Below are 23,686 nucleotides of genomic sequence, written 5' to 3' on the forward strand. Positions count from 1 at the left end.
AACTGTCAGAGGCCGGGCGGGGTGGGTTCGCGGGGGTGTCAGCCGCATGGATGCGGCTGCCAAGCCTACAAGGACGTACTTGCGGCGTCCCCCGCGAACCTACCCCGCCCGGCCAAGCGCGGCTTTTGCTTTTGCTTTGCACGACCAACCCCACCCACGAGGGGCTGCGCCGTTCGCCGGAACCTACGCCGAAGGCGCAGGCTTCTGCCGAAGCAGACTGACCGCCAGGCCGCCAACAACCAACACACCCAGCCCCAGCAACGCCCACAGCAGCCACGACTTCCAGTCGTGCTGCGGCTTCAGTGCCGACTCACCGGCCAGCGGTTCCGGGCTGCCTTCCAGGCGCGCCAGCGTCGGCTGCCACGACGGATCATTGCGCTGCCGCAGCTCCTCGATCAGCACACCGATCGGCGCCTCCATCCGGCGCGCAGTCGAGCTGCCCACCGCCAGCGCATACGGCGCCGCGCCCTGGCTCAGGAACACCAGCACTTCCGGCTGATAACCCAGACGCAGGGTTGGAGCCGTCGCCGTTTCAGCCGGATTCGCTACCAGCTTCCAATAACGATCCCGATGCACGCCGCCCAGCGGCTGCGCAGCCGATTGCTGACGCTGGCCCTGCGCGCCCTGCTGCAGCTGATAGGCAATCCACGGTGCACTACGGCGCTGCCATTCCGCGCTCTCGTCATCGCGGCTGAACAATGTCCACTGCACCAGGCTGTTGTCGGTGCTGGCCACGTCAGCACGCGCCGCCGGGAAGCGGCCATCCATCTCGAAGGTGTATTCGCCCTTGCGCTTCGAGGTCGGTTCCAGCGACAGCCACTCCCACGGCAGTGTGGCCGGTGCCGGCGGCAGCTCGGCCAGTACGCTGCGCAACGTTGGCAGACGGGCATCGCCCTGCGCCAGCACACGCAGATAGCGCGCTTCACCATCCACCTGCAGACGGCGCTGCAGCAGGCGCTTGCCGGCGCGCTGCAGATCCACCAGCGGAATGTCGCGGCCAATCGCACGCCAGTGCTGCAGGTCGTCGCTGACGTCCAGCTGCACCTGTGCCTGCAACGGCTGGCCACTGTCCGCCCAATCCAGCACCAGTGCCGCCAATGGTTGCTGGCCGAGCACGCTGGCATCGATCAGCCAACCGCCCTGCCCGTTCGCTACCGCGCCACCACCCACACGCGCCTCGACCCGGCGTACGCGGCCATCGGTATCGCGCTCGGTCAGCAACTGCAGGTCGTTGCGCTGCGCTTCGGCCAGCGGCGGCAACGCGAACCACGGCAGCTCACGCTGCACCGGCGGCTGTGCCAGCGGCTGGTCCGGCGCCAGCAAGGCCGACGGCAACGATTGGCCGGCGGCATTGAACACCTGCACATCACCCAGGTCCGCACTACCGGCGCGACGGTAGATCGCCGGTTCCAGCACAACACGGTAGGCACCCGATTGTGCGCTGGACAACGTCAGCGGCCACTGCTCGGCGTACTGGGTACGGTAATCGGCGGCCTGTGCGGTGACGGCGGCCAGCATGCCGAACATCGCCGGCAGCAGCGCCCTGCTCCACGTCTTCATTGTTTTTCCTCCACGGTCGGCGCCGCGCTCGGCGGTGCCGGTGCCAGATAACCCACGACCGTGCACAGCAGGCCGTAGGCGATGAACGATGCGATGCCCAGCAGGTTGCCCAGGTGCTGGCGATCGACGATGACCAGCTTGGCCAGCACCACGCCCATCAGCACCGCACCCACCATCCACAACACGCGCTGGCCACGGCGCGAGCCCCACACCCAGGCAATCACGCCGAGCACGCTCCACAGCACGGTCAGGCTGGTCTGCGCCAGGCTGAAGCGCATCATCGACGCGTTCCAGGACAGGCCGCCCCACTGATGCACGCCATGCAGCACAACGCTGGTCAACGCGACGAAGGTTGCCAGTGACAGCAGCGGCATGCGGATACCCAGCAGCGCCTGCGGCGCCTGATCGCTGTACAGCCAACGCGCCAGCAGCAGCAGGCTCAGCCACTGCCCGATCTCCGCCGGATTCAGCACCGGCAGCCACAGCAGCGGCGCAGCATCGCCCGGCAGCAGCTGGCCGGACAGCCAGCCGATCGACAACAGGCCGAACAGCACGCACTGCAGCGGCTGGCGCACGCGGTCGAACGCTGCACCCAGCGGCCAGCGCAGCGCATTCCAGCGCCACAGCGACAGCGCCGCCATCAGCAGCCACGGCAGCGTCACCAGCAACGTGGTCCAGCCCTGTGCCAGCCCGGCTTCACCACCGCCCCACAGGGCCAGCAGCGAAAGCAGCGACGGCCACAGCAGCCACCACAGGAACTGCGCGATGCGTGCCACGGTATTGCCGCCTTGGCGCAGGCACAGCAGCGTGCGCACGCCCAGCACCGCGAACACCGCCCAGGCCAGCGCGCCGTAGCCGGCGAACGGCTGATGGTGCGCGTCGCTCTGTATCAGCGCCAGTGGGAAGCCCAGCGCCAGCATCGCGAGTGCGGTCACCCCCAGCGCACGCGCCGGCTGGCGCCGCTGTACTTCGGCGGCCAGCCATGCGGTAACGGCAGCCAGCACCAGCAGTGCATCCACTTCGATGCGGTACGGGAAGAACCGGGTGATCTCGTGCACCAGGCCACCCAGCCACCACAGCAGGCCCCACAGGTAGTAGACCAAGGCAATCTCGTGGCGCTGCCTGCGCTGGTAGCTCCAGGCCGACGCGAAGCCGGCAACGGCCAGCAGCAATGCACCGATCGCGGTCGGGTTGAGCAGGAAGCGCAGGTCCTCATGCCAGTGATCGCCACCGGCCACGAAAGCGAACGCCGCGCCCATCTGCAACAACGCACCGGACACCTGCGGCAGCCAGCGCTTCTGGCGCAGGCCCAGCCAGGCCAGGCCTGCACCTTCCAGCGCGAACACCGCGCCGGTGGCACGCGCCGACAAGGCCAGCGGCACCGCCAGCGTGGCGAAGCCCACCGCCAGCACCGCATGCGACTGCGCCAGCACGGTGTACGACGCGCGCGCAATCAGTGCCCGCGCCAGTACGGCGTAGATCGCCGCCAGGCCCAGTGCGCACAGCGCCAGCGTCATCGGCTGCTCGTGCAGCATGCCGGCCTGCAGCGAGAAGGCGACCAAGGGCGTACCGAACACCAGGCTGCCGTCGACCAGGTCACGCCGCCCGGCGGGCTGCCGGCGTGCGTACAGCAGCGGGATCAGCAGGTAGAAGGCGAAGAACAGCAGCAGGAACGGCTCGGTGCTGCTGAACTTGTCCGGCGCGTACTGCAGCACGCCCCAGAACGTACCGATGCCGAAGGTGAAGGCGAAGCCCAGCAGGTTCAGCGCGCGCCACGGCCGGAACCAGGCAATGGCGAAGATGCCGGCGTTGAGCACCGCGTAGTAGCTGAACAACCCCACGTGGTTGCCGCTGCCGGTGGACAGCCACAGCGGTGCCATGAAGCCTGCGAGGATGCCCAGCACCGCCAGCGTGCGCGAGTTCTGCACCACCGCCAGCACGCACAGCCCGGCCACCAGCGCGATCGAACTGGCGAAGGCAAACCCGGGGTTGAGCAGCTCGAACCGCTTGAACGCGGCGAAGATGGTCAGCAGCAGCACGCCGATGGCACCGCCCTGCAGCGCCAGTGCGAACAAGCGCCGGCGCTCGCGCTGATGCCAACCGAACGCCAGCAGGCCCAGCGCACCCACGGTGACACCGGCCAGGCGCAGCTCGATCGGCAGCACCAGCCAGCCCTGGTCACTGACGTACTTCAACAGCGCGGCAACACCGGCCAGCAGCACCAGCATGCCGATCTTGACCGGCACGTTGCCCTCGGTGAACCAGCGCTTGACCGCTCCGATGCCGCGCTCGATGAAATTCGGCAGCGTCGGTTCGGAAGGCAACGGCGGCTGCACTGGCACGGGTGGCACCGGCGGTGGCGTGACCGGGCGCGGCGCCTCCGCTGCCGCAGGCACCGGTTCGTGCACCGGCGGCGGCGTTGGCTGGGGGGGAGGCGGCGCGGCAGCCGCCACCGGCCGCAGGAACGGCGGATCGGCGCCAGCCGCAGGCATGGGCGCAGCCCGTTCCGGCGCAGGCTCGGCTGCAGCCGGGCGGGCGGCCGGCGCGGTGGCCAAGGCACCTTCCAGCGCGGCCACTCGGCGGCGCAGGCCGGCAATCATCACCAGCGCCACCACCAGCAGCAGCGGGATGGCCAGCAGAACCAGTACCACCAGGGCTATCAATGCTTCCATTGCATGCTTCCATTGCAATCCCGCGCCCCAGCGGCAGCGGTCGACCGCCCCATGCTACGACAGGGCTGGCCCCATAAACGACGAACCCCGGCCAGGCCGGGGTCCGTGCGCGATCTTGGCCGGCCTTACTTGGCGGCGACGACCTTGGCCATTTCCAGGCACTTGTTCGAGTAGCCCCACTCGTTGTCGTACCAGGTGACCAGCTTGACGAAGGTGCCGTCCAGGGCGATGCCGGCTTCGGCGTCGAACACCGAGGTGCAGGTCTCGCCGCGGAAATCGGTGGCCACGACCTTGTCTTCGGTGTAGCCCAGGATGCCCTTCAGCGGGCCTTCGCTCTGTGCCTTCACTTCGGCGCAGATCTCGGCGTAGGTGGCTTCCTTTTCCAGCTCGACGGTCAGGTCGACCACCGACACGTCCGAGGTCGGGACACGGAAGCTCATGCCGGTCAGCTTCTTGTTCAGTTCCGGGATGACCACGCCGACGGCCTTGGCCGCACCGGTGGACGACGGAATGATGTTCTCCAGGATGCCGCGGCCACCACGCCAGTCCTTGTTGGACGGGCCATCGACGGTCTTCTGGGTAGCGGTAGCCGCATGCACGGTGGTCATCAGGCCACGCTTGATGCCCCACTTGTCATTGATGACCTTGGCCAGCGGGGCCAGGCAGTTGGTGGTGCACGACGCGTTTGAGACGATCGCCTGGCCGGCGTAGGTCTTGTCGTTCACGCCGTAGACGAACATCGGCGTGTCGTCCTTCGACGGGGCCGACATGATGACCTTCTTGGCGCCGGCATCGATGTGCTTCTGCGCGGTTTCCTTGGTCAGGAACAGGCCGGTGGATTCGATCACCACGTCCACGTCCACTTCGTTCCACTTCAGGTTGGCCGGGTCGCGTTCCTGGGTCAGGCGGATCTTCTTGCCGTTGACCAGCAGGTCGTTGCCCTGCACCGCCACGTCAGCCTTGAAACGGCCGTGCACGGAGTCGTACTTGAGCATGTACGCCAGATAGTCCGGCTCCAGCAGATCGTTGATGGCCACGATTTCGATGTCGTCGCCGAAGTTCAGCACCGCCGAACGCAGGACGTTACGCCCGATGCGACCGAAACCGTTGATACCAACCTTGATTGCCATGTTCTCAAGCTCCTGCGGCCGCGACGGGTGCGGCGGGATGGATAGGGCCCACAAGTCTAGCAAACCGGGGCTGGCCACCGCCGGCCAGCCCCGGCAGGCAGCAGGCCGGCGGACAGGATTTGATCCGGATCAAAGCGTTAGCGCGATGTGAGGCCGAGACTGGCCGCATCCACCCAGCAACGAGATCACCCCCATGCGCAAGACCTCCCCCCTGATCGTGGCCAGCCTGGCCGCCGCCCTGTCCCTCGCCGCCGCCCCGGCCATGGCCCAGTCCAAGGGCGACTGGACCCTCTCCGCCGGCGTGCACCAGGTGGCCCCGAAGTCGAACAACGGCTGGCTGGCCAACCACACCCTGAAGGTCGACGTCGACAACGACGTCAAGCCGACCATCACCGGTGAGTACTTCATCGCCGACAACCTGGGCATCGAAGTGCTGGCCGCGCTGCCGTTCAAGCACGACATCAACATCAACGGCCTGGGCCGCGTGGGCAGCACCAAGCAGCTGCCGCCGGTGGTGACCGTGCAGTACCACTTCAACAGCAAGGGCAAGGTGTCGCCGTTCATCGGTGCGGGCGTGAACTACACGACCTTCTTCAGCGAAGACACCACCGGTGCGCTGAAGGACAGCCGCCTGAAGCTGCAGGATTCGTGGGGCCTGGCCGCGCATGCGGGCGTGGACTTCGCGATCGGCGAGAAGGGCGCACTGCGCGTGGACATGCGCTGGATCGACATCGACAGCAAGGTGAAGTTGAACGGCGAGAAGATCGGCACGGTCAACATCGATCCGCTGGTCTACGGCGCTTCGTACGTCTTCAAGTTCTAAGCGGTGTGTTGAGCGCGGGGGCTTCGCCCCCGCTCCCCCGCTACACGCAAAACCCTCGCAGCATGTTGCCCCGGTGATTGCCGGGGCTTTTTTGTTCCTGGGACTGAAGCGGTTTCGGAGCGGGGGCGAGGCGGGGAACGGAGCCCCTCCCGCTGCGCTCCCCCTTCGGAACAGGAACGCGCCGCTCTTCAATCCACCTACCCCCGCTAGAATGTGCGCATGAAAGCCCTGCACTCCCTGTTCCTCGCCGCCGCCCTGGCGCCGGCCCTGCTGTCCGTCTCCGCCCCCGCCCATGCCTGGGGCGCGCAAGGCCACCGCCTTGTCGCCGAAGTCGCCGACGCCCGCCTCAACCCCACCGCCCGCGCCGAAGTGGACCGCCTGCTGGCTACCGAACCGGATGCCACCCTGGCCAGCATCGCGCCGTGGGCCGACCAGCTGCGCGCCAAAGACCCGGGCCTGGGCCGTCGCTCGGCCGGCTGGCACTACGTCAACATCGCCGAAGACAACTGCCACTACGAAGCACCGAAGCACTGCAAGAACGGCAACTGCATCGTCGAGGCCCTGAAGGCACAGAGCGCCATCCTCGGCGACCGAAGCCTGACCGACGGCGAGCGCCTGCAGGCGCTGAAGTTCGTCGTGCACCTGGTCGGCGACATCCACCAGCCGATGCACGCCGGTTACGCCCACGACAAGGGCGGCAACGACTTCCAGCTGCAGTTCGGCAACCGCGGTACCAACCTGCACTCGCTGTGGGACAGCGGCATGCTCAACACCCGCAAGCTGGACGACGCCGGCTATCTCCCGCTGCTGCAGAGCCAGCGCGCGCCGAAGCTGGCGCGCCAGTCCAACCCGCAGCGCGACCCGCAGACGTGGGCCGAAGCCAGCTGCCGCATCTCCATGCAAGCTGGCGTTTATCCGGCCTCGCGTAAAATCGGTGACGAATACACCGAGCGCTACCGGCCGCTGGCCGAAGCGCAGCTGCGACTGGCCGGTGAGAACCTGGCGCAGTTGCTGAACCGCGTGCTCGGCACGCGCTGAGGAGAGTTCCGATGCCGGTCCAGGTGCAGTCGTTCTTCCACCGTGACAGCAACACCTTCAGCTATCTGGTCAGCGACCCGGCCAGCGGCGAGGCAGCGCTGATCGACCCGGTCCTGGACTACGACCCGGATACCGACGCCAGCAGTGAAGCGCCGCTGCATGCCGCGTTGCAGGCCATCGAACAACAGGGCCTGCAGCTGCGCTGGCTGCTGGAAACCCATGCCCACGCCGACCATGTGTCGGCTGGGCGCCGCCTGAAGGAGCGCTTCCCGCAGGCCACGCTGGCCATCGGCGAAGGCATCCGCGCGGTGCAGGCCACCTTCGCACCGCGCTACGGCCTGCAGCTTCCTGCGGCCGATGACATCTTCGATCACCTGTTCAGCGATAGCGAAACCTTTGCTCTGGGCGAACTGCGCTGTCAGGTGATCGCCGTGCCCGGCCATACCAGCGACAGCATCGCCTACCTGATCGGCGATGCGCTGTTCACCGGCGACTCGCTGTTCATGCCCGACGGCGGTACCGCCCGCTGCGATTTCCCAGGTGGCGACGCCGCGCAGTTGTACCGTTCAATCCAGCGCCTGCTGGCGCTGCCCGATGCGACGCGCGTGTTCGTCTGCCACGACTACGGCCCCGGCGGCCGCGCATTCGCCAACGAGACCACCATCGGCGAGCAGCGCGCACACAACATCCACGTGCATGACGGCGTGGCCGAGGCGGAGTTCGTCAGCGTGCGCCAGGCACGCGATGCGACGCTGGAAGAACCCAAGCTGATGCAGCCCGCGGTGAAGGCCAACATCCAGGGCGGTGCCTGACACACACCGCTGCGCTCGCCGGGCATGGCCCGGCGCTACCCCGGTCATCGCAAGCGGTCATTTTCCCTGCGTACGCACCACGTGCTGTCCCTTCACGATCTCGAAGGTGAAGGCATACTGCAGGGTGACCGCCACCGGCTCGACGCGCTCGGCGCCGCGACAGTCGCCACGGTCGGCAGGCACCTTGCCAGCCGCGAAGTGGCAGACCGCTGCGGACGAGTATTTCCACATCGCCACGGCGTCCTGCGCAGCCTGCAGCAGGGGCGCATTCTCGCGTGCAGCCCCTGCGGCACAGTCCTGGCGATCGGTCAGCGGCATGCTGCGTTCGACGCTGCCCTGCGCATCCACCACCACCTGCAGGCAGATCGTAGTCGGCGCCAGTTCCGCGCGCGGATCACGATCGCCGACCTCCGGGTCCGGTGCCGCGTAGAGCTGTGGCATCCGGTAACCCTCGGTCGCACCCAGCGAATACACCTGCAACTGCCCACTGCCACCGCCCGCCTGCGGCTGCAGGCGCTGATGGCCGACATTCTCGCTGCGGGTATCAACGGTGGTCAGGCGATCCTGGGTCGCGCATCCTGCCAACAGCGCCGCCATCATCAACAGCGGCGCGGTCTTCACTGGGAGTCCTCGGTGTTGTCCATGGCATAGGTGATCGGAATCTTCACAGCCCCTGCAACGGGCTTTCCGTTCTTTATCGCCGGACGATAGGTCCAGCTCCGCGCAGCGGCGATCGACACCGCATCGAACACACCCGGATTGGTTGCACTGAGCACCTGGACGTCAGTCGGATGGCCGTTGGCATCCACGTCCACGCGCAGGTTCACCACGCCCACCTGGCGCTGTTCGATGGCGGACTTCGGATAGGACGGTGGCGGCATCTTGTCGACCTGGATCGGACGGTCCAGCCCCGCCTTGGCCGCATCTTCTTCAGCATGTTCGAACGGCTCGACGCTGATCGACGGCACGCCCGTCGCGCCACCCTGGCTGGCCCACGCCACCGCGCCCATTCCCAGACACAACCCGACCACCAGCACCTGCCCCGACACCCACGGCAATGCCTTCCGCTTGGACTGCTTCAACATGGCGATACGCTCCTTCAACACGGGTTGGCTGCGCCAATGGCAGACCGCTGGCGCAACCGGATGGACCAGCTGCGCCTTCAGCAGCGTGCTGGCGTAGAGACCGCGCAGCGCAGGCTGCGGGGCAATGGTGCGGGCATCGCAGGCCAGCTCCTGGTCACGCAGGAATCGGCGGGCGGCCCACGGCAGAAGCGGATGGAACCAGAACACCGCGCGTGCCATCAGCAGCGCCCCATTGGCCCAGTGATCGCCATTGCGACGGTGGCTGCGCTCGTGCTGCAGGATCAGTCCCTGCTCCTGTGCGGTGAACTGCTGGTCGAAGTCCGGGCCTACCACGATGCGCGGACGCCACAGGCCGACCAGCGCGGGCAGCCCGGGATCAGCGCTGGCCTGCCAGCTGCCATCTGCGCGTGCACACAGTTGGCCCATGCCACGTTCAAAGCGCCGCTGCGCACGTAGATCGCGTAGCAGACAAAGGACCGCCCCCATCATCCATGCCAGCAGCAACAGCCCGGCCCACGGCAACGACTGCCCTGCCATGCCTTCGACGGCGCCGGGTACCACTTTCAGCGGCAGCGTCGGCACATGCTCCAGAAGTGCCACCTGCGGCAACGGCAGCATCAGTGCCAGCAGCAGCAACGGCAGCAGCCACCAGCTGCGGTAGGCCAACGCCACGCCCCCCAGTCGCACCAGCAAGGGTCGCAGCACCGCCAGCACGACCACGCCCACCGCCAGCCACAGGCTGGCCTGCCACAGCCCATCGAGCAGCTCAGTCATGGTCCAGCTCCTGGATCAGTTTCTTCAGTTCGGCGATGTCCTGCGCACTCAACTGGCCGCGTTCGCTGAAGTGCGCGACCAGCGGCGCAACGCGCCCTTCGAAGACACGACCAATGAAGTCCTGGCTCTGCGCCTCCACCCAGGCCTGCCGCTGCAGCAGCGGCCGGTACAGGTAGCGCCGGCCATCGCGCTCGGCAGTAATCGCGCCCTTGGTCAGCAGGCGGTTGAGCAGGGTCTTGATGGTCGGCTCGGCCCAGTCACGGTGGGCCAGTGCGGCGACCACGTCATCGGCGCTACGCGGTGCCTGCTGCCATAGCACCTCCATCACAACGGCTTCGGCTTCGCTGATCGGGGTCATGGTTTACATCCGTAATCGACGACCCGATTACGCGCGTAATCGAATCGTCTGTCAAGCCCCTCGACTCCAGGTTCATCCCGGCTGCGCCAGCATCGATTCCTCCCGCCCCAGGCCCCGGATGAAAGCGCTGCCCAAGAAGGAATTCCCGGTCGAGCAGGCCCGCCGCTTCCTCGAACCCGGGCCGGTCGTGCTGGTCAGCACCGCCTGGCGCGGCCAGCGCAACCTGATGACGATGGGCTGGCACATGGTGATGGGCTTCTCGCCTTCGCTGGTCGCCACCTTCCTGTGGGACGCAAACCACAGCCATGCGCTGGCGCGTGGCAGCGGCGAGTGCGTGATCAATGTGCCGGGGGTGGAACTGCTCGATACCGTGGTGGACATCGGCAACTGCAGCGGCCGCGAGGTCGACAAGTTCGCCCGTTTCGAGCTTGATGCGCTGCCCGCGCGCGAGGTCGGCGCGCCGCTGGTCGGCCAATGCCATTCGTGCTTCGAATGCCGCTTGTACGACGACAGCCAGGTGGCGTCGAACAACCTGTTCATCTGGGAAATCGTACGCGCCCATGTTGCGCCCCGGCCGAAACTACCGCGCACGATGCATTACCGGGGCGATGGGCAGTTCATGGTGTCTGGCGCCGAAGTCTCCCGTCGACGGCGGTTCAAGCCCGACATGCTGTAATGCCCGCACTCCCCCACACGCAGGACCGCCGCGCATGACCGAACACCTCACCGACCTGGACGCCGCCGTCGACTGGTTGTTTGCGCGCGTGGACGGGCCGCTGCGGATCGGGGCACCGCTGGCACTGGGCAAGCCGCATCGGCTGCTCAATGCCCTTTACGCACGCGTCGAGCACGATCCGTCGCGGCCACTGCAGCTGTATACCGCGCTGTCGCTGAACCCGCCGAAGGCGCGCGGCAAAGGCCTGGAAGCGCGCTTCATGGCGCCGTTCGCGCAGCGCCATTTCGGCGACGATTTCCCGCGCCTGGCCTATGCCGATGCGATCGCGCGCGACGCGTTGCCGGCACATGTGCAGGTGGAAGAGTTCTACATGCAGTCCGGCGCCCTGCTCGGCTCGCGGCAGGCGCAGTCCAGCTATACCAGCCTGAACTACACCCACGCCGCCGATGCGGTGGCGCAGCGCGCGCCGCAGATGATCGTGCAGAAGGTGGCGATGCGGCCGAACGACCGCCGGCTCTCGCTGTCGTGCAACAACGACATCACCCAGGACACGCTGGATGCGATGACCGCTCGCGGGCTGCCTCGCCCGCTGCTGATCGCCGAGATCGATCCGCAGCTACCCTACCTGGGTGGCTCGGCCACGGTCGATGTGTCGTTCTTCGATCTGGTGATCACCCCGCCACCACCGTACCCGGCGTTGTTCGGCCTGCCGCGGCAGCCGGTCGGCGATGCCGACTACGCGATCGGCCTGTATGCCAGCACGCTGGTGCGCGACGGCGGCACCCTGCAGATCGGCATCGGCACGCTGGCCGACGCGCTCAGCCATGCGCTGGTGCTGCGCCACACCGACAACGCGCGCTACCGGCGCGTGCTGCATGCGCTGGATCCGCAGCTGGCCAGCCACCCGCTGGTGCAGGAAATCGGCGGCGTGGACCCGTTCGAAGTGGGCCTGTACGGCTGCAGCGAGATGCTCAACGAGGGCTTCCGCCGGCTGGTACAGACCGGCGTGATCAAGCGCAAGGTGCACGACGATCTGGCGCTGATGCAGCGCATCGAGAACGGCAGCACCCTGTCCATCGACCACGCCACCCTGGCTGCCGAAGGCGAGTACCTTCATGGCGCCTTCTACCTGGGCTCGCCGGAGTTCTACGAGTGGTTGCGCACGCTGCCGGAAGACGAATGCCGTGCGATCGGCATGCGCCGCATCAGCGAGATCAACCAGCTGTACGGTGGCAACGAGACACTGGAACGCCTGCAACGCCGCCACGCGCGCTTCTTCAACTCCTGCATGATGGCCACCGCGCTGGGCGCGGCGGTGTCGGATGCGCTGGATGATGGACGTGTGGTGTCCGGCGTGGGTGGTCAGTACAACTTCGTGGCGATGGCACATGCGCTGCCGGAAGCGCGCAGCGTGCTGATGTTCCGCGCCGCGCGCGATGACAAGGGCCAGCGGGAATCCAACGTGCGCTGGAACTACGGGCACACCACCATCCCGCGCCATCTACGCGACATCTACCTCAACGAATACGGCATCGCCGACCTGCGCGGCCTGACCGACGAGGACTGCGTGCATGCGATGACCGCAATCACCGAGGCCCCGTTCCAGGGCGGCCTGCTGCAGCAGGCACACACTTCGCGCAAGCTGCTGGCCGCCGCACAACCGGATCCGGAGCGCCAGCAGCGCAACACGCCGCAGGCACTGTCCGCGGCACTGGCACCGTTCCGCGTCGATGGCAGCCTGCCCGACTATCCGTTGGGCAGCGACTTCAACGAGATCGAGCAGGTGCTGGTGAAAGCGCTGGGCTGGCTGAAGGCCAACACGCAGACCCGCGGCGACAAACTGCGTACCGTCTGGGCAGCGCTGCGGCAACCGGCTGGCGACGGCGATGCGGTGTACTTGCAGCGCATGGGCCTGCAGGCACCGAAGGATTTCGGCGAGCGCCTGGACGCGAGACTGCTGCGCCTCGCACTGGCACGCACCGCCTGAAAAAAGGGGACGGAGGGGATTAAGTCGTTTGTGCATAAACGACTTAATCCCCTCCGTCCCCTTTTTCTCATCCACGCATGGCGTAGATCTACCGCTCTATCCTCACTGCATCCTCAAGATACAGACGGGCAATCGGTGGATGCGCTCGATGCTCGACCTGCCACAGGTCGTATGCCGCCTGCATCGCCAGCCACATGCGGGCATTGCCCAGACCTGCAAGCTCAAGGCGGAATGCAAGTTCCGCGGAGATGCCAGCGTGCCCGTTGATGATGGTCGACAGCTGTCCGCGCGAATAGCCAAGATGCTGCGCCAGCGCACTGATCGACATGCTTATCGCCGGCAGGATGTCTTCGCGCAGCGACTCTCCGGGATGCGGTGGATCATGCAACGGCATCGAGCAGACTCCTAGTGGTAATCAAGGTAATCGACCAGTTCGACGTCCAGCCCACGAAAGCGGAACACCAATCGCCAACTCGCCGAGACACTTACAGCCCAGTAGCCGCTATAGCTCCCGCGCAGTGGGTGCAGGCGATTTCCGGGCAGCCCCATGTCTCCAGGCAGCCGGGCTTGATCCAGCTGCAGAAGCAAACGCCGCAACCGAGCCACATGATCGGCACGGACTCCGGACATGTCGCCCCGCTCATAGAGCGCCTTCAGGCCCTTGTGCCTGAAGCTGACGATCATGCGGCGCCAGTGTAAGGCATCACCTTACACCCCGTAAATCCACCATGGGTTTCTGCGCCGCTCTTCTTGTCCATGACTACTTCCGGGGGTACCTCGGCAGGCCCTCCTTTTCGCAAGGAATGCAGGCTAGATGAAGAGGCCAACGCGACACTGGTGCCGCAGGGCGCAACATGCCGGACGAAAAAGGGACGGAGGGGATCAAGTCGTTTGTGCAAAAACGACTTAATCCCCTCCGTCCCCTTTTCTCTCGAGCAAAGAAAAGGCCGGCGTGCGCCGGCCTTTCCCTTCCTGCTTCGCGAGGCTGCTTACAGCGCCTTGGCGGCTTCCACCACGTGGGCAGTGGTGATGCCGAAGTGCTTGTACAGCTGGTCGGCCGGGGCCGAGGCACCGAAGGTGTCGATACCAATCACCGCACCGTCCAGGCCGACAAACTGGCGCCAGAAGCCGGTGACACCGGCTTCCACCGCCACGCGCTTGCGCACGGCGTTCGGCAGCACCGATTCACGGTAGGCCGCATCCTGGCGCAGGAACACGTCGGTGGACGGCATCGAGACCACGCGGGTCTTGAGGCCGGCCGCATCCAGCTGGGCCTTGGCTTCGGTCGCCAGCGAAACTTCCGAACCGGTGGCGATCAGGATCACGTCCGGGGTACCGTCGGCATCGGCCAGCACGTAGCCACCGCGCTCGATCTGGGCGATCTGCTCGGCGTCGCGCGGCTGGTGCGGCAGGTTCTGGCGGCTGAACACCAGGCAGCTCGGGCCGTCCTGACGGGTGATCGCGGCCTTCCAGCTCACCGCCGACTCGACCGCATCGCACGGACGCCACACGTCGTTGTTCGGGATGTAACGCAGCGAAGCCAGGTGCTCCACCGGCTGGTGGGTCGGGCCGTCTTCGCCCAGGCCGATCGAGTCGTGGGTGTAGACGTGGATGGCGTGGGCCGGAATCAGCGCGCTCATGCGCACGCCGTTGCGGGCGTAGTCGCTGAACACCAGGAAGGTGGCGTCGAACGGAATGAAGCCGCCGTGCAGGGCCAGGCCGTTGGCAATGGCGGTCATGCCGAACTCGCGCACGCCGTAGTACACGTAGTTGGCGTTGGCGTCGTCGCTGGCAACCGACTTGCTGCCCTTCCACAGGGTCAGGTTGGAGTGCGCCAGGTCGGCCGAGCCGCCGACGATTTCCGGCAGCAGCGGGGCGTAGGCTTCGATGGCCAGCTGCGAGGCCTTGCGCGAAGCGATCGTCGGGCCTTCAGCGGCTACCTGGGCGATGTAGGCATCGGCCTTGGCAACGAAGTCGGCCGGCAGCTCGCCGTGCGAACGGCGGGTCAGCTCGGACGCTTCAGCCGGGTACTGGCTGGCGTACTTGTCGAACAGCTGTTCCCACTCGGCCTGGCGCAGGGTGCCGGCGCCATTGGCGCGCCAGCCGTCGTAGATCGCCTGCGGAATCTCGAACGGACCGTATTCCCAGCCCAGCTGCTTGCGGGTGGCTTCCAGTTCGTCCTTGCCCAGCGGTGCGCCGTGGCTGGATTCCTTGCCCGCCTTGTTCGGCGAACCGAAACCAATGGTGGTGCGGCAGCAGATCAGGGTCGGCTTGTCGCTCTGCGACAGCGCGGCCTCGATGCCGGCCTTGATGCTTTCCGGGTCGTGGCCATCGACATCGCGCACGACGTTCCAGCCATAGGCCTCGAAACGCTCCGGGGTATTGTCGGTGAACCAGCCCTCGACGTTGCCGTCGATGGAGATGTGGTTGTTGTCCCAGAAGCAGACCAGCTTGTGCAGGCCCCAGGTACCGGCCAGCGAAGCGGCTTCATGCGACACGCCTTCCATCAGGCAGCCATCGCCCATGAACACCCAGGTGCGGTGGTCGACCACTTCCAGTTCCGGGCGGTTGAAGCGCTGTGCCAGCAGCTTCTCGGCCAGGGCGAAGCCCACGGCATTGGCGAAACCCTGGCCCAGCGGGCCGGTGGTGGTTTCCACGCCCGGGGTCTCGTGGCGTTCCGGGTGGCCGGCGGTGTGGCTGCCCAGCTGGCGGAACAGCTTCAGCTGCTCGATCGGCAGGTCGTATCCGCTCAGGTGCAGCAGCGCGTACTGCAGCATCGAACCGTGGCCGTTGGACAGCACGAAACGGTCGCGGTTGAACCAGTGCGGGTTGCTCGGGTTATGGCGGAGATAGTCGTTCCAGAGGACTTCGGCGATGTCGGCCATGCCCATGGGCATGCCGGGGTGGCCGGACTTTGCGGTTTCAACCGCATCGGCGGCAAGGAAGCGGATGGCGTTGGCCAACTGGCGACGGGTAGGCTGCGTCATGGTTCTGTCGGAATCGGGAGGCGGCCGCGGACGTGCGGGCGGCCTATTGTCCCATAGTCGCCGGGCGGGGGGTCGGTTCACCTTGCCCGGTCGTGCCGGCCGCTGGCCGGCAGTTGCGCGGAATTCAATGAAGATCATGGAGTTGCCGGCCAGCGGCCGGCACTACCCGCCCCCGGAGTTCGGGGGCTGCGCCATAGGCGCCGGGGTGTGGAGGCCGGTAAGGGGGGCCCGCGATTCGCATCGCGAAACGTGGGAGCGGCAGCGCGCATGCGATGACGCGTACCCGGCCAGCGGCCGGCACTACCCGCCCCCGGAGTTCGGGGGCTGCGCCATAGGCGCCGGGGTGTGGAGGCCGGTAAGGGGGCCCGCGATTCGCATCGCGAAACGTGGGAGCGGCAGCGCGCATGCGATGACGCGTACCCGGCCAGCGGCCGGCACTACCCGTCCCCGGAGTCCGGAGACGGGAATCCGGACTCAGTCCTGCTGCGGGCCCAGCGCCGGGCCATCGTGGGACTCGCCCTTGGCCACCAGGGTGGTCAGGGCCAGGTCGCCGGTCACGTTCAGCGCGGTACGGCACATGTCCAGGAAGTGGTTCACGCCCAGGATCAGGCCGATGCCCAACGGGTTCACGCCCACCATCGCGCAGATCATCGCCACCACCGGCAGCGAGCCTGACGGCACGCCGGCCGTGCCGATGCCACCGAGGATGCAGACCGCCATCACCATGATCTGCTGGCCGATGCTCAGGTCCACGCCGAAGAACTGGGCCAGGAAGATCACCGTCACGCCCTCGAACAGCGCGGTGCCGTTCTGGTTGGCGGTGGCGCCCACGGTCAGCACGAAGCGCGACACGCGCTGCGGCAGGCCCATCTGGTCGGCCACGCGCAGCGCGGTCGGCAGGGTGGCGTTGCTGGAGGCGGTGGAGAACGCCATCACCGTCGCTTCCTGGGTATCGCGGAAGAACGACAGCGGCGAACGACCGGACAGCCATACGGCCGTACCGTAGCTCACCACCATGTGCAGGCCGAGTGCCAGCACCACCACGCCCACGTAGGCACCGAGGCGGATGATCAGCTCGAAGCCGAACAGCGCGGCCAGGTTGAACATGAAGCAGGCCACCGCATACGGGGCCAGGCGGATGACCAGGTTGATCAGGGTCATCGAAATTTCGAACACGCCTTCGATGGCGCGGCGCAGCGGCGCGACCTTCTCGTTGTCGGTCAGCACCATGCCGATGCCGAACATCAGCGCGAAGAACATCAGCGACAGGATCGCGCCGTTGTCAGACGCGGCCTGCAGCACGTTGCTCGGCACGATCGACAGCAGCATGTCCATGCCCTTCGGCGTACCGTGGATGCCCGCGACAATCTCCTTGCTGCGCTCGGCGTTCTCCGACAGCATCATCGCAGCGACCTGCGGGTCGACGCCCACACCCGGCTTGAGCAGGTTCACCAGCACCAGCCCGATGCCCACGGCAATGCCGGACAGCAGCACGGTATAGGCCAGGGTCTTCCAGCCGATGCGGCCGAGGGCGCGGATGTCGCCCATCTCCGACACACCCATGATCAGCGCCGAGAAGATCAGCGGCACGATCAGCATGAAGATCAGGTTGAGGAACAGGCCCGAAGCCGGGGTGGTGATGTAGTCCATTACCCACTTGGCACCGGCCTGCAGACCATCGACGCTGCCGCCCAGGGCGTGCACGATCAGTCCCAGGATCAGGCCGATCGCAAAGCCGATGCCCATCTTCCAATGCAGGGGCAACTTCTTCTTGTCGGCAGCAGCTGCTGTCATGCGCGGGTTTCCTCGAAAAATGAATGCACTCTAACAAAGCGCGCAAGCGGCGCCGGTTCAGGTTCGCCGCGGCGGATACAGCGGCGCCAGGCCAGTGTCAGCGGTGCCTGCAGCCGCCGACCAGTGCGGTCCGTCACGGAAGACCTCGCGCAGGCGCGTGCGCAGCGGCGCAAGATCACCCTGCCCGCCCCATCGGGCCTGCTGCAGTTCCTGCAGCACCTGCCGCTGGGCCGGGTCATCGAGCCGCGTGATGACCTGCTCGATACGTTCGACACCGGCCATCGCACACAGCTGCGCTTCCACCTGATCAAACCCTTCACCATCCAGCGCGCGGCGCAGTTCGGCCACGCCTGCACGTCCAGTCGCCACAGCCGGCACAGCGCCCTTGGCCGCCACGGGCGCCGCCACGCGCGGGCGACGGCCTCGCTGCCAGCCCCACAACAGCGTCAGCAGCCACAGCAACGCCAGGCCGATGGCGGCGCCCATCCACGGCCACGGCCGCTCGGACAAACCACTGGCGCGCGGATCGGTCGCCGCGATACGGCTGTCCTGGCCATCGCCATCCGGCAGCGCCGCATCGGTGTCGATCGGCGGCAGCGGTGCAGGTGGCGCACTGCCAGCCCCGTTACCGGCCACCACGGCCAGCGTCAGGTCCGGCAGCTTCGCTTCCTGTGCCTTGCCATTGCGCACGTCCCACCACGGCAGGCGCGGCCCCGGCACCACCAGCGAACCCGGCTGGCGCGGCACGATGGAATAGCGGCGGGTGATCTTCAGCCGCGGCGTACTGCCATTGAAGGTCTCTTCGTACTGCGCAGGTTCTGCGAACACCTGCGCGGCGTTGCCGACGTCGGGCACCGGCAGATCGGTGAACTGCGCGCGGGTAGCGCCTTCGGCAATCGCCTCCACCACCACGTTGGCCGCCTCGCCGGTACGGGCGCTGGTCGGTGCACTGGTGTAGCGCAGCTGCAGGCCCTGCAGCGGCAGCCATGGCTGCGGCGCCTGTGCCGGTTGCGCCTGCACCTGCAACGTGCGGTCCGCGCCAGTGGCATTCATGCGCCCGTCGCCGCCGCCGAAGAAATCGTCGAAGAAGCCACCGGCACTGCGCCCGCTGAAGCGCGCACCGGCCAGCCGAAGTGCACCGCTGCGCTCGGGGATCAGCAGGAAGCGCCGCTCGACCACGTTGTAGCGGCGGCCGTTGACCTGTCGCACATCGGTGCGGTCATCGCCCACCCGCTGCAACGACGCGCCGGCCGGTGTATCCAGCACCAGTTCGCCGGAGGCCAGCTGCGAAGCGAAATACAACCGCACCACCACGCCTACGCTCTGCTGCACATACGGTGTCTCGTCATCGACAGCGGTTTCGATGAACGCCACCGCATTGCTGTCGGGACCGGCCACGGCAGCGGCATCCACCTGCAGGGTCAACGGTGCGGTACGTACGCTGCCCACCTGCAGGCCCGGCACCACCAGTGCACCGCTACGCCGTGGCGTGAGTGCCACGCCATACAGATTGCGCTGCTGCATGCTGCCGTTGCTCCACGCTACCTGGCGGCTGCTGGTCTGCCCGCTGAGGTCGAAGTCGGTGCGCAACGGTGTGAAGTCAGGGGCGCCCTGGTCGCTCTCGACATTGAGCGTGACCGTGTCGCCCATCGCGATGCGGTCGCGGTCCAGCCACGCACGCGGCTGCGCCCAGGCCAGCAGCGGCAGCCACAGCAGCAGCGCCGCCAGTACCTGTCGGGGCCAGTGCCCGTGCATGTTGATCGCCCGCGTCATCGCCCTTCCCTCTTCCTGCGTTCGTTTTCCAGCTGGAACTTGGCCCGCAGCAATGCGCCCGGATCATCCGGCACGCGCCGCATCCACGCCTCCACCGCCTGCTGCTCCTCGCGTTGGCGTGGGGTGGTGCCGTCGCTGCCTGGCACGGGCTTGCCATCCTGATCGCCTTTGCCCTCACGTGCCTGCTGCATGGCCTGCTGCATGCGCTGGCGCTGCTGCTCATCAGCCTGGGCCTGCGCTTTGGCATCCTCCACCTGTGGTGGCGCCTGCTGTCCATCGCGGCCACGCTCGCCGGGCTGCGGGCTCGACTGGTTCTTGTCGTCACCGGGATTGGGCTGGCCCTGCTGACCCGACTGCGACTGTCCCTGACCAGGATTCTGCTGGCCCTGCTGCGGCTGCTGGCCCTGCGGATTCTGCTGGCCCTGTGAATCGTTCTGCTGCTTCTGCTGCCCGTTCTGCGGTGGCTTCTGCTGATCCTGGCCTTTGCCACCCGACGGCTTGCGCTTGCGCGCGGCATCGACCACGGCACGGTTGGCGACCGCATCGGCCATGCCGGGATGCAGTGCCAGCGCGCGGTCGTAGGCGGCAATGGCTTCGTCGTAGTTGCCCTGGCGGGCCAGCGTATTGGCCAGGTTGTACCAGCCCGCATCGCTGTCGATGCCCTCGAACTGCTTGCGGGCACTGGCGAAATCACCGTTGCGGTAAGCCTGCGCACCTTCGGCCAGACGCTGGTGCTGCACCTGGTCGGCGCGCTTCCACAGCGTGCCCTGCGCCGGCGGTGCGGCCGGCACCGCAGGCGCCTGCGCCTGCGCCTGCACATCACTCATCCATGGCAGCAGGCCCACCGCCAGCACCGCCGCCAGCAGCGCGCGGCGACGGAAAGCGAGCAGCGCCAGCAGCATCACCGGTGGCAGCAGCCAGAACCCTTCATCACGCCATTGCTTGCCCTCGCCGGGCCGCTGCGCCGCAGTACCTTCGCGTGCATCAAGTACGCCCAGCGCACGCAGATCACTGTCATCGGTGGCGATGCGGGCATAGCGGCCTCCGCCTGCGGTCGCCACCGCACGCAGGCTGCCTTCATCCAGCGCGGCCTGGCGGATCTGCCCAGTGCCATCCCGGTACGCCGCACCGGCAGATGTGCCCAGCCCCAGTACCGACACCTGCATGCCGAGGCTGCGCGCCTGCGCTGCGGCCAGTGCCGCTTCATCATCCGCCTGATCGCTGACCAGCAGGATCTGCCCCCGCAATGCCCCGATCTGGCGCATCAACCGCGTCGCCCAGTCGATGCCACGGTCGGCGCGTTGTCCGTCGCGCGGCATCACATCCGGCGACAGCGCGTCCAGATACAGCGCGACGTTGCTGCCGTCATCGGTCAGCGGTGCCACGGTGTAGGCATCCTCGGCATAGACCACCAGGCCCACCTGGCCCCCCTGGCGGGCACGCAGCAGCTCGCCCACTTTCGCCCGAGCCTGCAGCAGGCGCGACGGCGGCAGATCGGTGGCATTGATCCGGCTGGACAGATCCAGCACGACCAGCAGCGGTGCGCTGGCCTGGAACATCGGTTGTGCCTGCTGCCGCCAACTCGGCCCGGCCATGGCCAGCGCTGCCAGGGTCCAGCCCAGCAGCACGGCCCAGGGCAGGCGTGCACGGCGGCGCGTGCCCGCAGCCAGCAGATGCGGCAACAGGTGGGCATCCACCGCTGTTCGCCACACGTCGCTGCGCCGCTGCCGATACAACGCCACAGCGATGATCAACGGCAGCGCCAGCAACGCCCACAGCCATTCCGGACGCAGGAAGTGCAGCGCGTTCCAGTCGGGAAGATTCGAAGCAAGCGCGATCATCGGCGACGCTCCGGCCACAGCCAGGCCAAAGCGCCCAGCAGCAAGGCCAGGCCCAGCGCCCATGCATAGCGTTCCTCGCGCGGTCGCAGGCTTGGTCCCTTCGCAGCGATCGGCTCGAGCCGGTCCAGTTCGGCGTAGATGCCGGCCAGCTGTGCAGTGTCGCGGGCGCGGAAGAACTGGCCGCCGGTCATGCTCGCGATCTTCTTCAAGGTAGCCTCGTCGACCGGATCCTGGTCGGCGGAAATGGGAATACCGAACAGGCGCATGCTGCCATCACCGCCAAAGGCGACGGTGTGGATACGCACGCCCTCGGCACGCGCGACTTCGGCGGCACGCAGCGGTTCCAGCACGCCGGCATTGCTGACGCCGTCGGTCAGCAGAATCAGTACGCGCTGGCCTTCAGGCTGGCTGCGCAGGCGCTTCACCGCCAGGCCGATGGCATCACCGATGGCGGTCTCGCGCCCGGCCAGGCCGACCACGCTGTCGCGCAGCTGGTCGCGCACGCTGGCCAGATCGGCCGTAAGCGGCGTCAGCGTGTAGGCGCGGTCGCCGAAGATCAGCAGGCCGATGCGATCACCGGCACGACGATCAAGGAAATCGGCCAACACGGCCTTGGCCGCGGTCAGGCGATCCACCGCCTGCCCGCCCAGCACCATGTCGCCCTCGCCCATGCTGCCGGACACGTCCATCGCCAGCATCATCTGCCGGCCCTCCTGCGGCGGCGTGATCGCTTCACCCAGCTGTTGCGGGCGAGCCAGTGCGACGCACAGCGCGCACCAACCCAGCCACAACAGCAGCGTGCGCAGCCACGACACGTCAACGCGGCCACCACCGGACAGCGCTTCCAGTTCCGTCGCCGCATAGGGCACCCGCAGCGCAGCGCCGGGATCGGCACGACGCTTCCACCAGCGCATCAGCAACGGCAATGGCAGCGCCAGCAGGGCCAACGGCCACGCCAGCTGCAGGTCCGGCCATGGCCAGTAACTTGCCAGCAGATTCATCGGCGCCGCTCCAGCAGCATGGCCAGATAGCGCTCGCGCGCCCAGCGGCGTACTGCGGCCACCTCGTTGACGTCCACGCGTGGGCGATAAGCACCTTCGGCCAACAGGCTTCGGCGTGCTTCCGGCAATGTGCCCTGCGGATCCACGCGCTGCCACCAGGCGTCATCGCGCAGGGATTCACTGCCGGGCTGCGCCTGGCGTGCGGCGCGACGCAGCAGTCCGGCGATCGCTGCCAGTTCCGCAGCAGCATCGGCGGTGGATGCCAGCTCCTGATCGAACAGCTGCAACCAGCGTTGGCGGCGACGGCGACGCTGCCACCAGAAGAATGCAGCCACCGCCAGCAACAGCAGCATCACGCCGCCGATCATCAGATAGCCCGGTGCCGGCGGCCACCATGATGGAGCGGGTGGCACCTGCACATCGCGCAGCGGCAGGTTCGCGCTCATGCCGGCACCTCGGTCGGGGATGGCGCCAGCCAGGCATCACTGGGCGCGTCGGTGGACAGCACCTGCACATCGACGCGGCGCGCTCCCAGCTGGCGCCGCAGGTCCTGCAGCGGTTCAACGAAATGCGCCTGCCAATGGGCCTGGACCTCGCTGCGGCGCAGGTCGAGGCCGATGCGCTGCTGCAGGGTCTGGAACTGCAGCGCGGCTGACGGAGGCTGCAGTTCCAATGGATCCACCAGCAGCACCAGGCTGAGGTCGTGGTGCTGGGCCAGCGCACTCCAGCGCGCCGGCGGAATACGGATGGCCTGCTGCGGATCGGCCAGCACCAGCACACGTGCACCCGGGCGCAGGACGCGACCGGCATGGTCCAGCGCACGTTCCAGGCCAAGGTCGTCGGCCGGGGGCTGCGCATACCAGCGGGTGAGCGCGTCCAGCACGCGCAATACGCCGCGCGGGCCGCCTGCCGGTGCAATCGGTGGTTCACGGTCGCTGCCACGCAGGGCGCCGATGCGATCGCCCCGACGCTGCGCCGACCACGCGGCGACGGCGCCCGCGCGTGCAGCCTGCACCGATTTGAAGCGCACGCGGGTGCCGAAGTACAGGGCCGGCGAGGTATCGGCCACGATCAGGCTGACCCGCTCGCGTTCGGCCTGGAACAGCTTGGTGTGGGCACGACCGGTACGCGCGGTCACCCGCCAGTCGATATGCCGTGCATCATCACCGGCCACGTACTCACGTGACTCGGCATATTCCATGCCACGCCCGCGCAGCGGCGACGGCGCCTGCCCGGCGTTGCCGGCGCGGCCACGGCGTGGCGGCGGCGGTCGCTGTGCAAGGCGGCGCAGCGCCACCAGTTCGGACAGTTGCGGGCGCAGCCCGTCACCGTCACTGACGGAGGAGGCGTGGTGCAGGGATGGATCGGTCATGCG

General features: G+C 67.4%; 20 protein-coding genes. 5 read left to right on the forward strand and 15 right to left on the reverse strand.

What is annotated here, in order from left to right; translation table 11 throughout:
• Positions 1 to 183: 183 nt before the first annotated feature.
• From ACSYAO_RS17470 to gap, 3 genes are all read right to left on the reverse strand, one after another.
• The gene (locus tag ACSYAO_RS17470) at positions 184 to 1,560 is read right to left on the reverse strand and encodes a DUF3999 domain-containing protein (protein WP_049422663.1); all 1,377 of its coding nucleotides are present in this window, start codon (positions 1,558 to 1,560) and stop codon (positions 184 to 186) included.
• Positions 1,557 to 4,232: a DUF2339 domain-containing protein gene (locus ACSYAO_RS17475; RefSeq protein ID WP_049461821.1), complete on the reverse strand. Its 2,676-nt coding sequence runs from the start codon at positions 4,230 to 4,232 to the stop codon at positions 1,557 to 1,559. Before ACSYAO_RS17475 ends, ACSYAO_RS17470 begins: the two co-directional genes overlap by 4 nt.
• Positions 4,233 to 4,357: 125 nt before the next feature.
• Positions 4,358 to 5,362, reverse strand: a complete 1,005-nt coding sequence (gene gap / locus ACSYAO_RS17480; RefSeq protein ID WP_032127866.1) for a type I glyceraldehyde-3-phosphate dehydrogenase — start codon at positions 5,360 to 5,362, stop codon at positions 4,358 to 4,360.
• Between the two features lie 193 nt (positions 5,363 to 5,555).
• On the opposite strand from gap, the gene ACSYAO_RS17485 reads away from it, so the two are divergent.
• The 3 genes from ACSYAO_RS17485 (at position 5,556) to ACSYAO_RS17495 (ending at position 8,035) form a co-directional block, all read left to right on the forward strand.
• Positions 5,556 to 6,185, forward strand: a complete 630-nt coding sequence (locus ACSYAO_RS17485; protein ID WP_019338734.1) for an OmpW/AlkL family protein — start codon at positions 5,556 to 5,558, stop codon at positions 6,183 to 6,185.
• A 219-nt stretch (positions 6,186 to 6,404) separates the two neighbouring features.
• Positions 6,405 to 7,223 (forward strand): S1/P1 nuclease, encoded by an 819-nt coding sequence (locus tag ACSYAO_RS17490; RefSeq protein WP_049461819.1) that lies wholly within the window; start codon positions 6,405 to 6,407, stop codon positions 7,221 to 7,223.
• An 11-nt stretch (positions 7,224 to 7,234) separates the two neighbouring features.
• On the forward strand, positions 7,235 to 8,035 hold the full coding sequence (locus tag ACSYAO_RS17495) for an MBL fold metallo-hydrolase (protein WP_049461818.1): 801 nt from the start codon (positions 7,235 to 7,237) through the stop codon (positions 8,033 to 8,035).
• A gap of 57 nt (positions 8,036 to 8,092) precedes the next feature.
• Here the strand turns inward: ACSYAO_RS17495 and ACSYAO_RS17500 are convergent, their stop codons facing one another.
• From ACSYAO_RS17500 to ACSYAO_RS17510, 3 genes are read right to left on the reverse strand one after another with little or no spacing between them, the layout of a single operon-like run.
• Positions 8,093 to 8,656 carry a hypothetical protein gene (locus ACSYAO_RS17500; protein ID WP_049461817.1) on the reverse strand — a complete coding sequence of 188 codons (564 nt, stop codon included), beginning with the start codon at positions 8,654 to 8,656 and terminating at the stop codon, positions 8,093 to 8,095.
• Entirely contained in the window at positions 8,653 to 9,894 is a 1,242-nt protein-coding gene (locus ACSYAO_RS17505) for a M56 family metallopeptidase (RefSeq protein WP_049461816.1), read from the reverse strand. Before ACSYAO_RS17505 ends, ACSYAO_RS17500 begins: the two co-directional genes overlap by 4 nt.
• The gene (locus tag ACSYAO_RS17510) at positions 9,887 to 10,252 is read right to left on the reverse strand and encodes a BlaI/MecI/CopY family transcriptional regulator (RefSeq protein ID WP_014648244.1); all 366 of its coding nucleotides are present in this window, start codon (positions 10,250 to 10,252) and stop codon (positions 9,887 to 9,889) included. The genes ACSYAO_RS17505 and ACSYAO_RS17510 overlap by 8 nt, the downstream gene beginning before the upstream one ends.
• Before the next feature lie 118 nt (positions 10,253 to 10,370).
• Here ACSYAO_RS17510 and ACSYAO_RS17515 point away from each other — a divergent pair, with 118 nt between their 5' ends.
• Positions 10,371 to 10,928 carry a flavin reductase family protein gene (locus ACSYAO_RS17515; protein ID WP_049461815.1) on the forward strand — a complete coding sequence of 186 codons (558 nt, stop codon included), beginning with the start codon at positions 10,371 to 10,373 and terminating at the stop codon, positions 10,926 to 10,928.
• Positions 10,929 to 10,962: 34 nt separating this feature from the next.
• Positions 10,963 to 12,915 (forward strand): acetyl-CoA hydrolase/transferase C-terminal domain-containing protein, encoded by a 1,953-nt coding sequence (locus ACSYAO_RS17520; RefSeq protein ID WP_049461814.1) that lies wholly within the window; start codon positions 10,963 to 10,965, stop codon positions 12,913 to 12,915.
• 88 nt (positions 12,916 to 13,003) lie between these two features.
• On the opposite strand, the gene ACSYAO_RS17525 is transcribed toward ACSYAO_RS17520, so the two are convergent.
• From ACSYAO_RS17525 to ACSYAO_RS17565, 9 genes are all read right to left on the reverse strand, one after another.
• Complete coding sequence (locus ACSYAO_RS17525; RefSeq protein ID WP_014038309.1) at positions 13,004 to 13,309, reverse strand: HigA family addiction module antitoxin; 306 nt, start codon at positions 13,307 to 13,309, stop codon at positions 13,004 to 13,006.
• Between the two features lie 11 nt (positions 13,310 to 13,320).
• The gene (locus ACSYAO_RS17530) at positions 13,321 to 13,599 is read right to left on the reverse strand and encodes a type II toxin-antitoxin system RelE/ParE family toxin (RefSeq protein ID WP_049422655.1); all 279 of its coding nucleotides are present in this window, start codon (positions 13,597 to 13,599) and stop codon (positions 13,321 to 13,323) included.
• Positions 13,600 to 13,904: 305 nt separating this feature from the next.
• Positions 13,905 to 15,902, reverse strand: coding sequence for a transketolase (gene tkt, locus ACSYAO_RS17535; protein WP_149908736.1), 1,998 nt, complete (start codon positions 15,900 to 15,902; stop codon positions 13,905 to 13,907).
• A gap of 474 nt (positions 15,903 to 16,376) precedes the next feature.
• Entirely contained in the window at positions 16,377 to 17,696 is a 1,320-nt protein-coding gene (locus ACSYAO_RS17540) for a dicarboxylate/amino acid:cation symporter (protein WP_032127858.1), read from the reverse strand.
• Between the two features lie 57 nt (positions 17,697 to 17,753).
• Positions 17,754 to 19,469: a BatD family protein gene (locus ACSYAO_RS17545; RefSeq protein ID WP_149908737.1), complete on the reverse strand. Its 1,716-nt coding sequence runs from the start codon at positions 19,467 to 19,469 to the stop codon at positions 17,754 to 17,756.
• Complete coding sequence (locus ACSYAO_RS17550) at positions 19,466 to 21,310, reverse strand: tetratricopeptide repeat protein (protein ID WP_134952059.1); 1,845 nt, start codon at positions 21,308 to 21,310, stop codon at positions 19,466 to 19,468. Before ACSYAO_RS17550 ends, ACSYAO_RS17545 begins: the two co-directional genes overlap by 4 nt.
• Positions 21,307 to 22,311, reverse strand: coding sequence for a vWA domain-containing protein (locus tag ACSYAO_RS17555; protein WP_049400749.1), 1,005 nt, complete (start codon positions 22,309 to 22,311; stop codon positions 21,307 to 21,309). The genes ACSYAO_RS17550 and ACSYAO_RS17555 overlap by 4 nt, the downstream gene beginning before the upstream one ends.
• On the reverse strand, positions 22,308 to 22,757 hold the full coding sequence (locus ACSYAO_RS17560) for a DUF4381 family protein (RefSeq protein ID WP_049461751.1): 450 nt from the start codon (positions 22,755 to 22,757) through the stop codon (positions 22,308 to 22,310). The genes ACSYAO_RS17555 and ACSYAO_RS17560 overlap by 4 nt, the downstream gene beginning before the upstream one ends.
• Positions 22,754 to 23,683, reverse strand: coding sequence for a DUF58 domain-containing protein (locus tag ACSYAO_RS17565; RefSeq protein WP_049422629.1), 930 nt, complete (start codon positions 23,681 to 23,683; stop codon positions 22,754 to 22,756). Before ACSYAO_RS17565 ends, ACSYAO_RS17560 begins: the two co-directional genes overlap by 4 nt.
• Positions 23,684 to 23,686: the final 3 nt, after the last annotated feature.

This window comes from Stenotrophomonas sp. STK16_22 (assembly GCF_051984505.1).
Taxonomy (GTDB): Bacteria; Pseudomonadota; Gammaproteobacteria; order Xanthomonadales; family Xanthomonadaceae; genus Stenotrophomonas; species Stenotrophomonas maltophilia_A.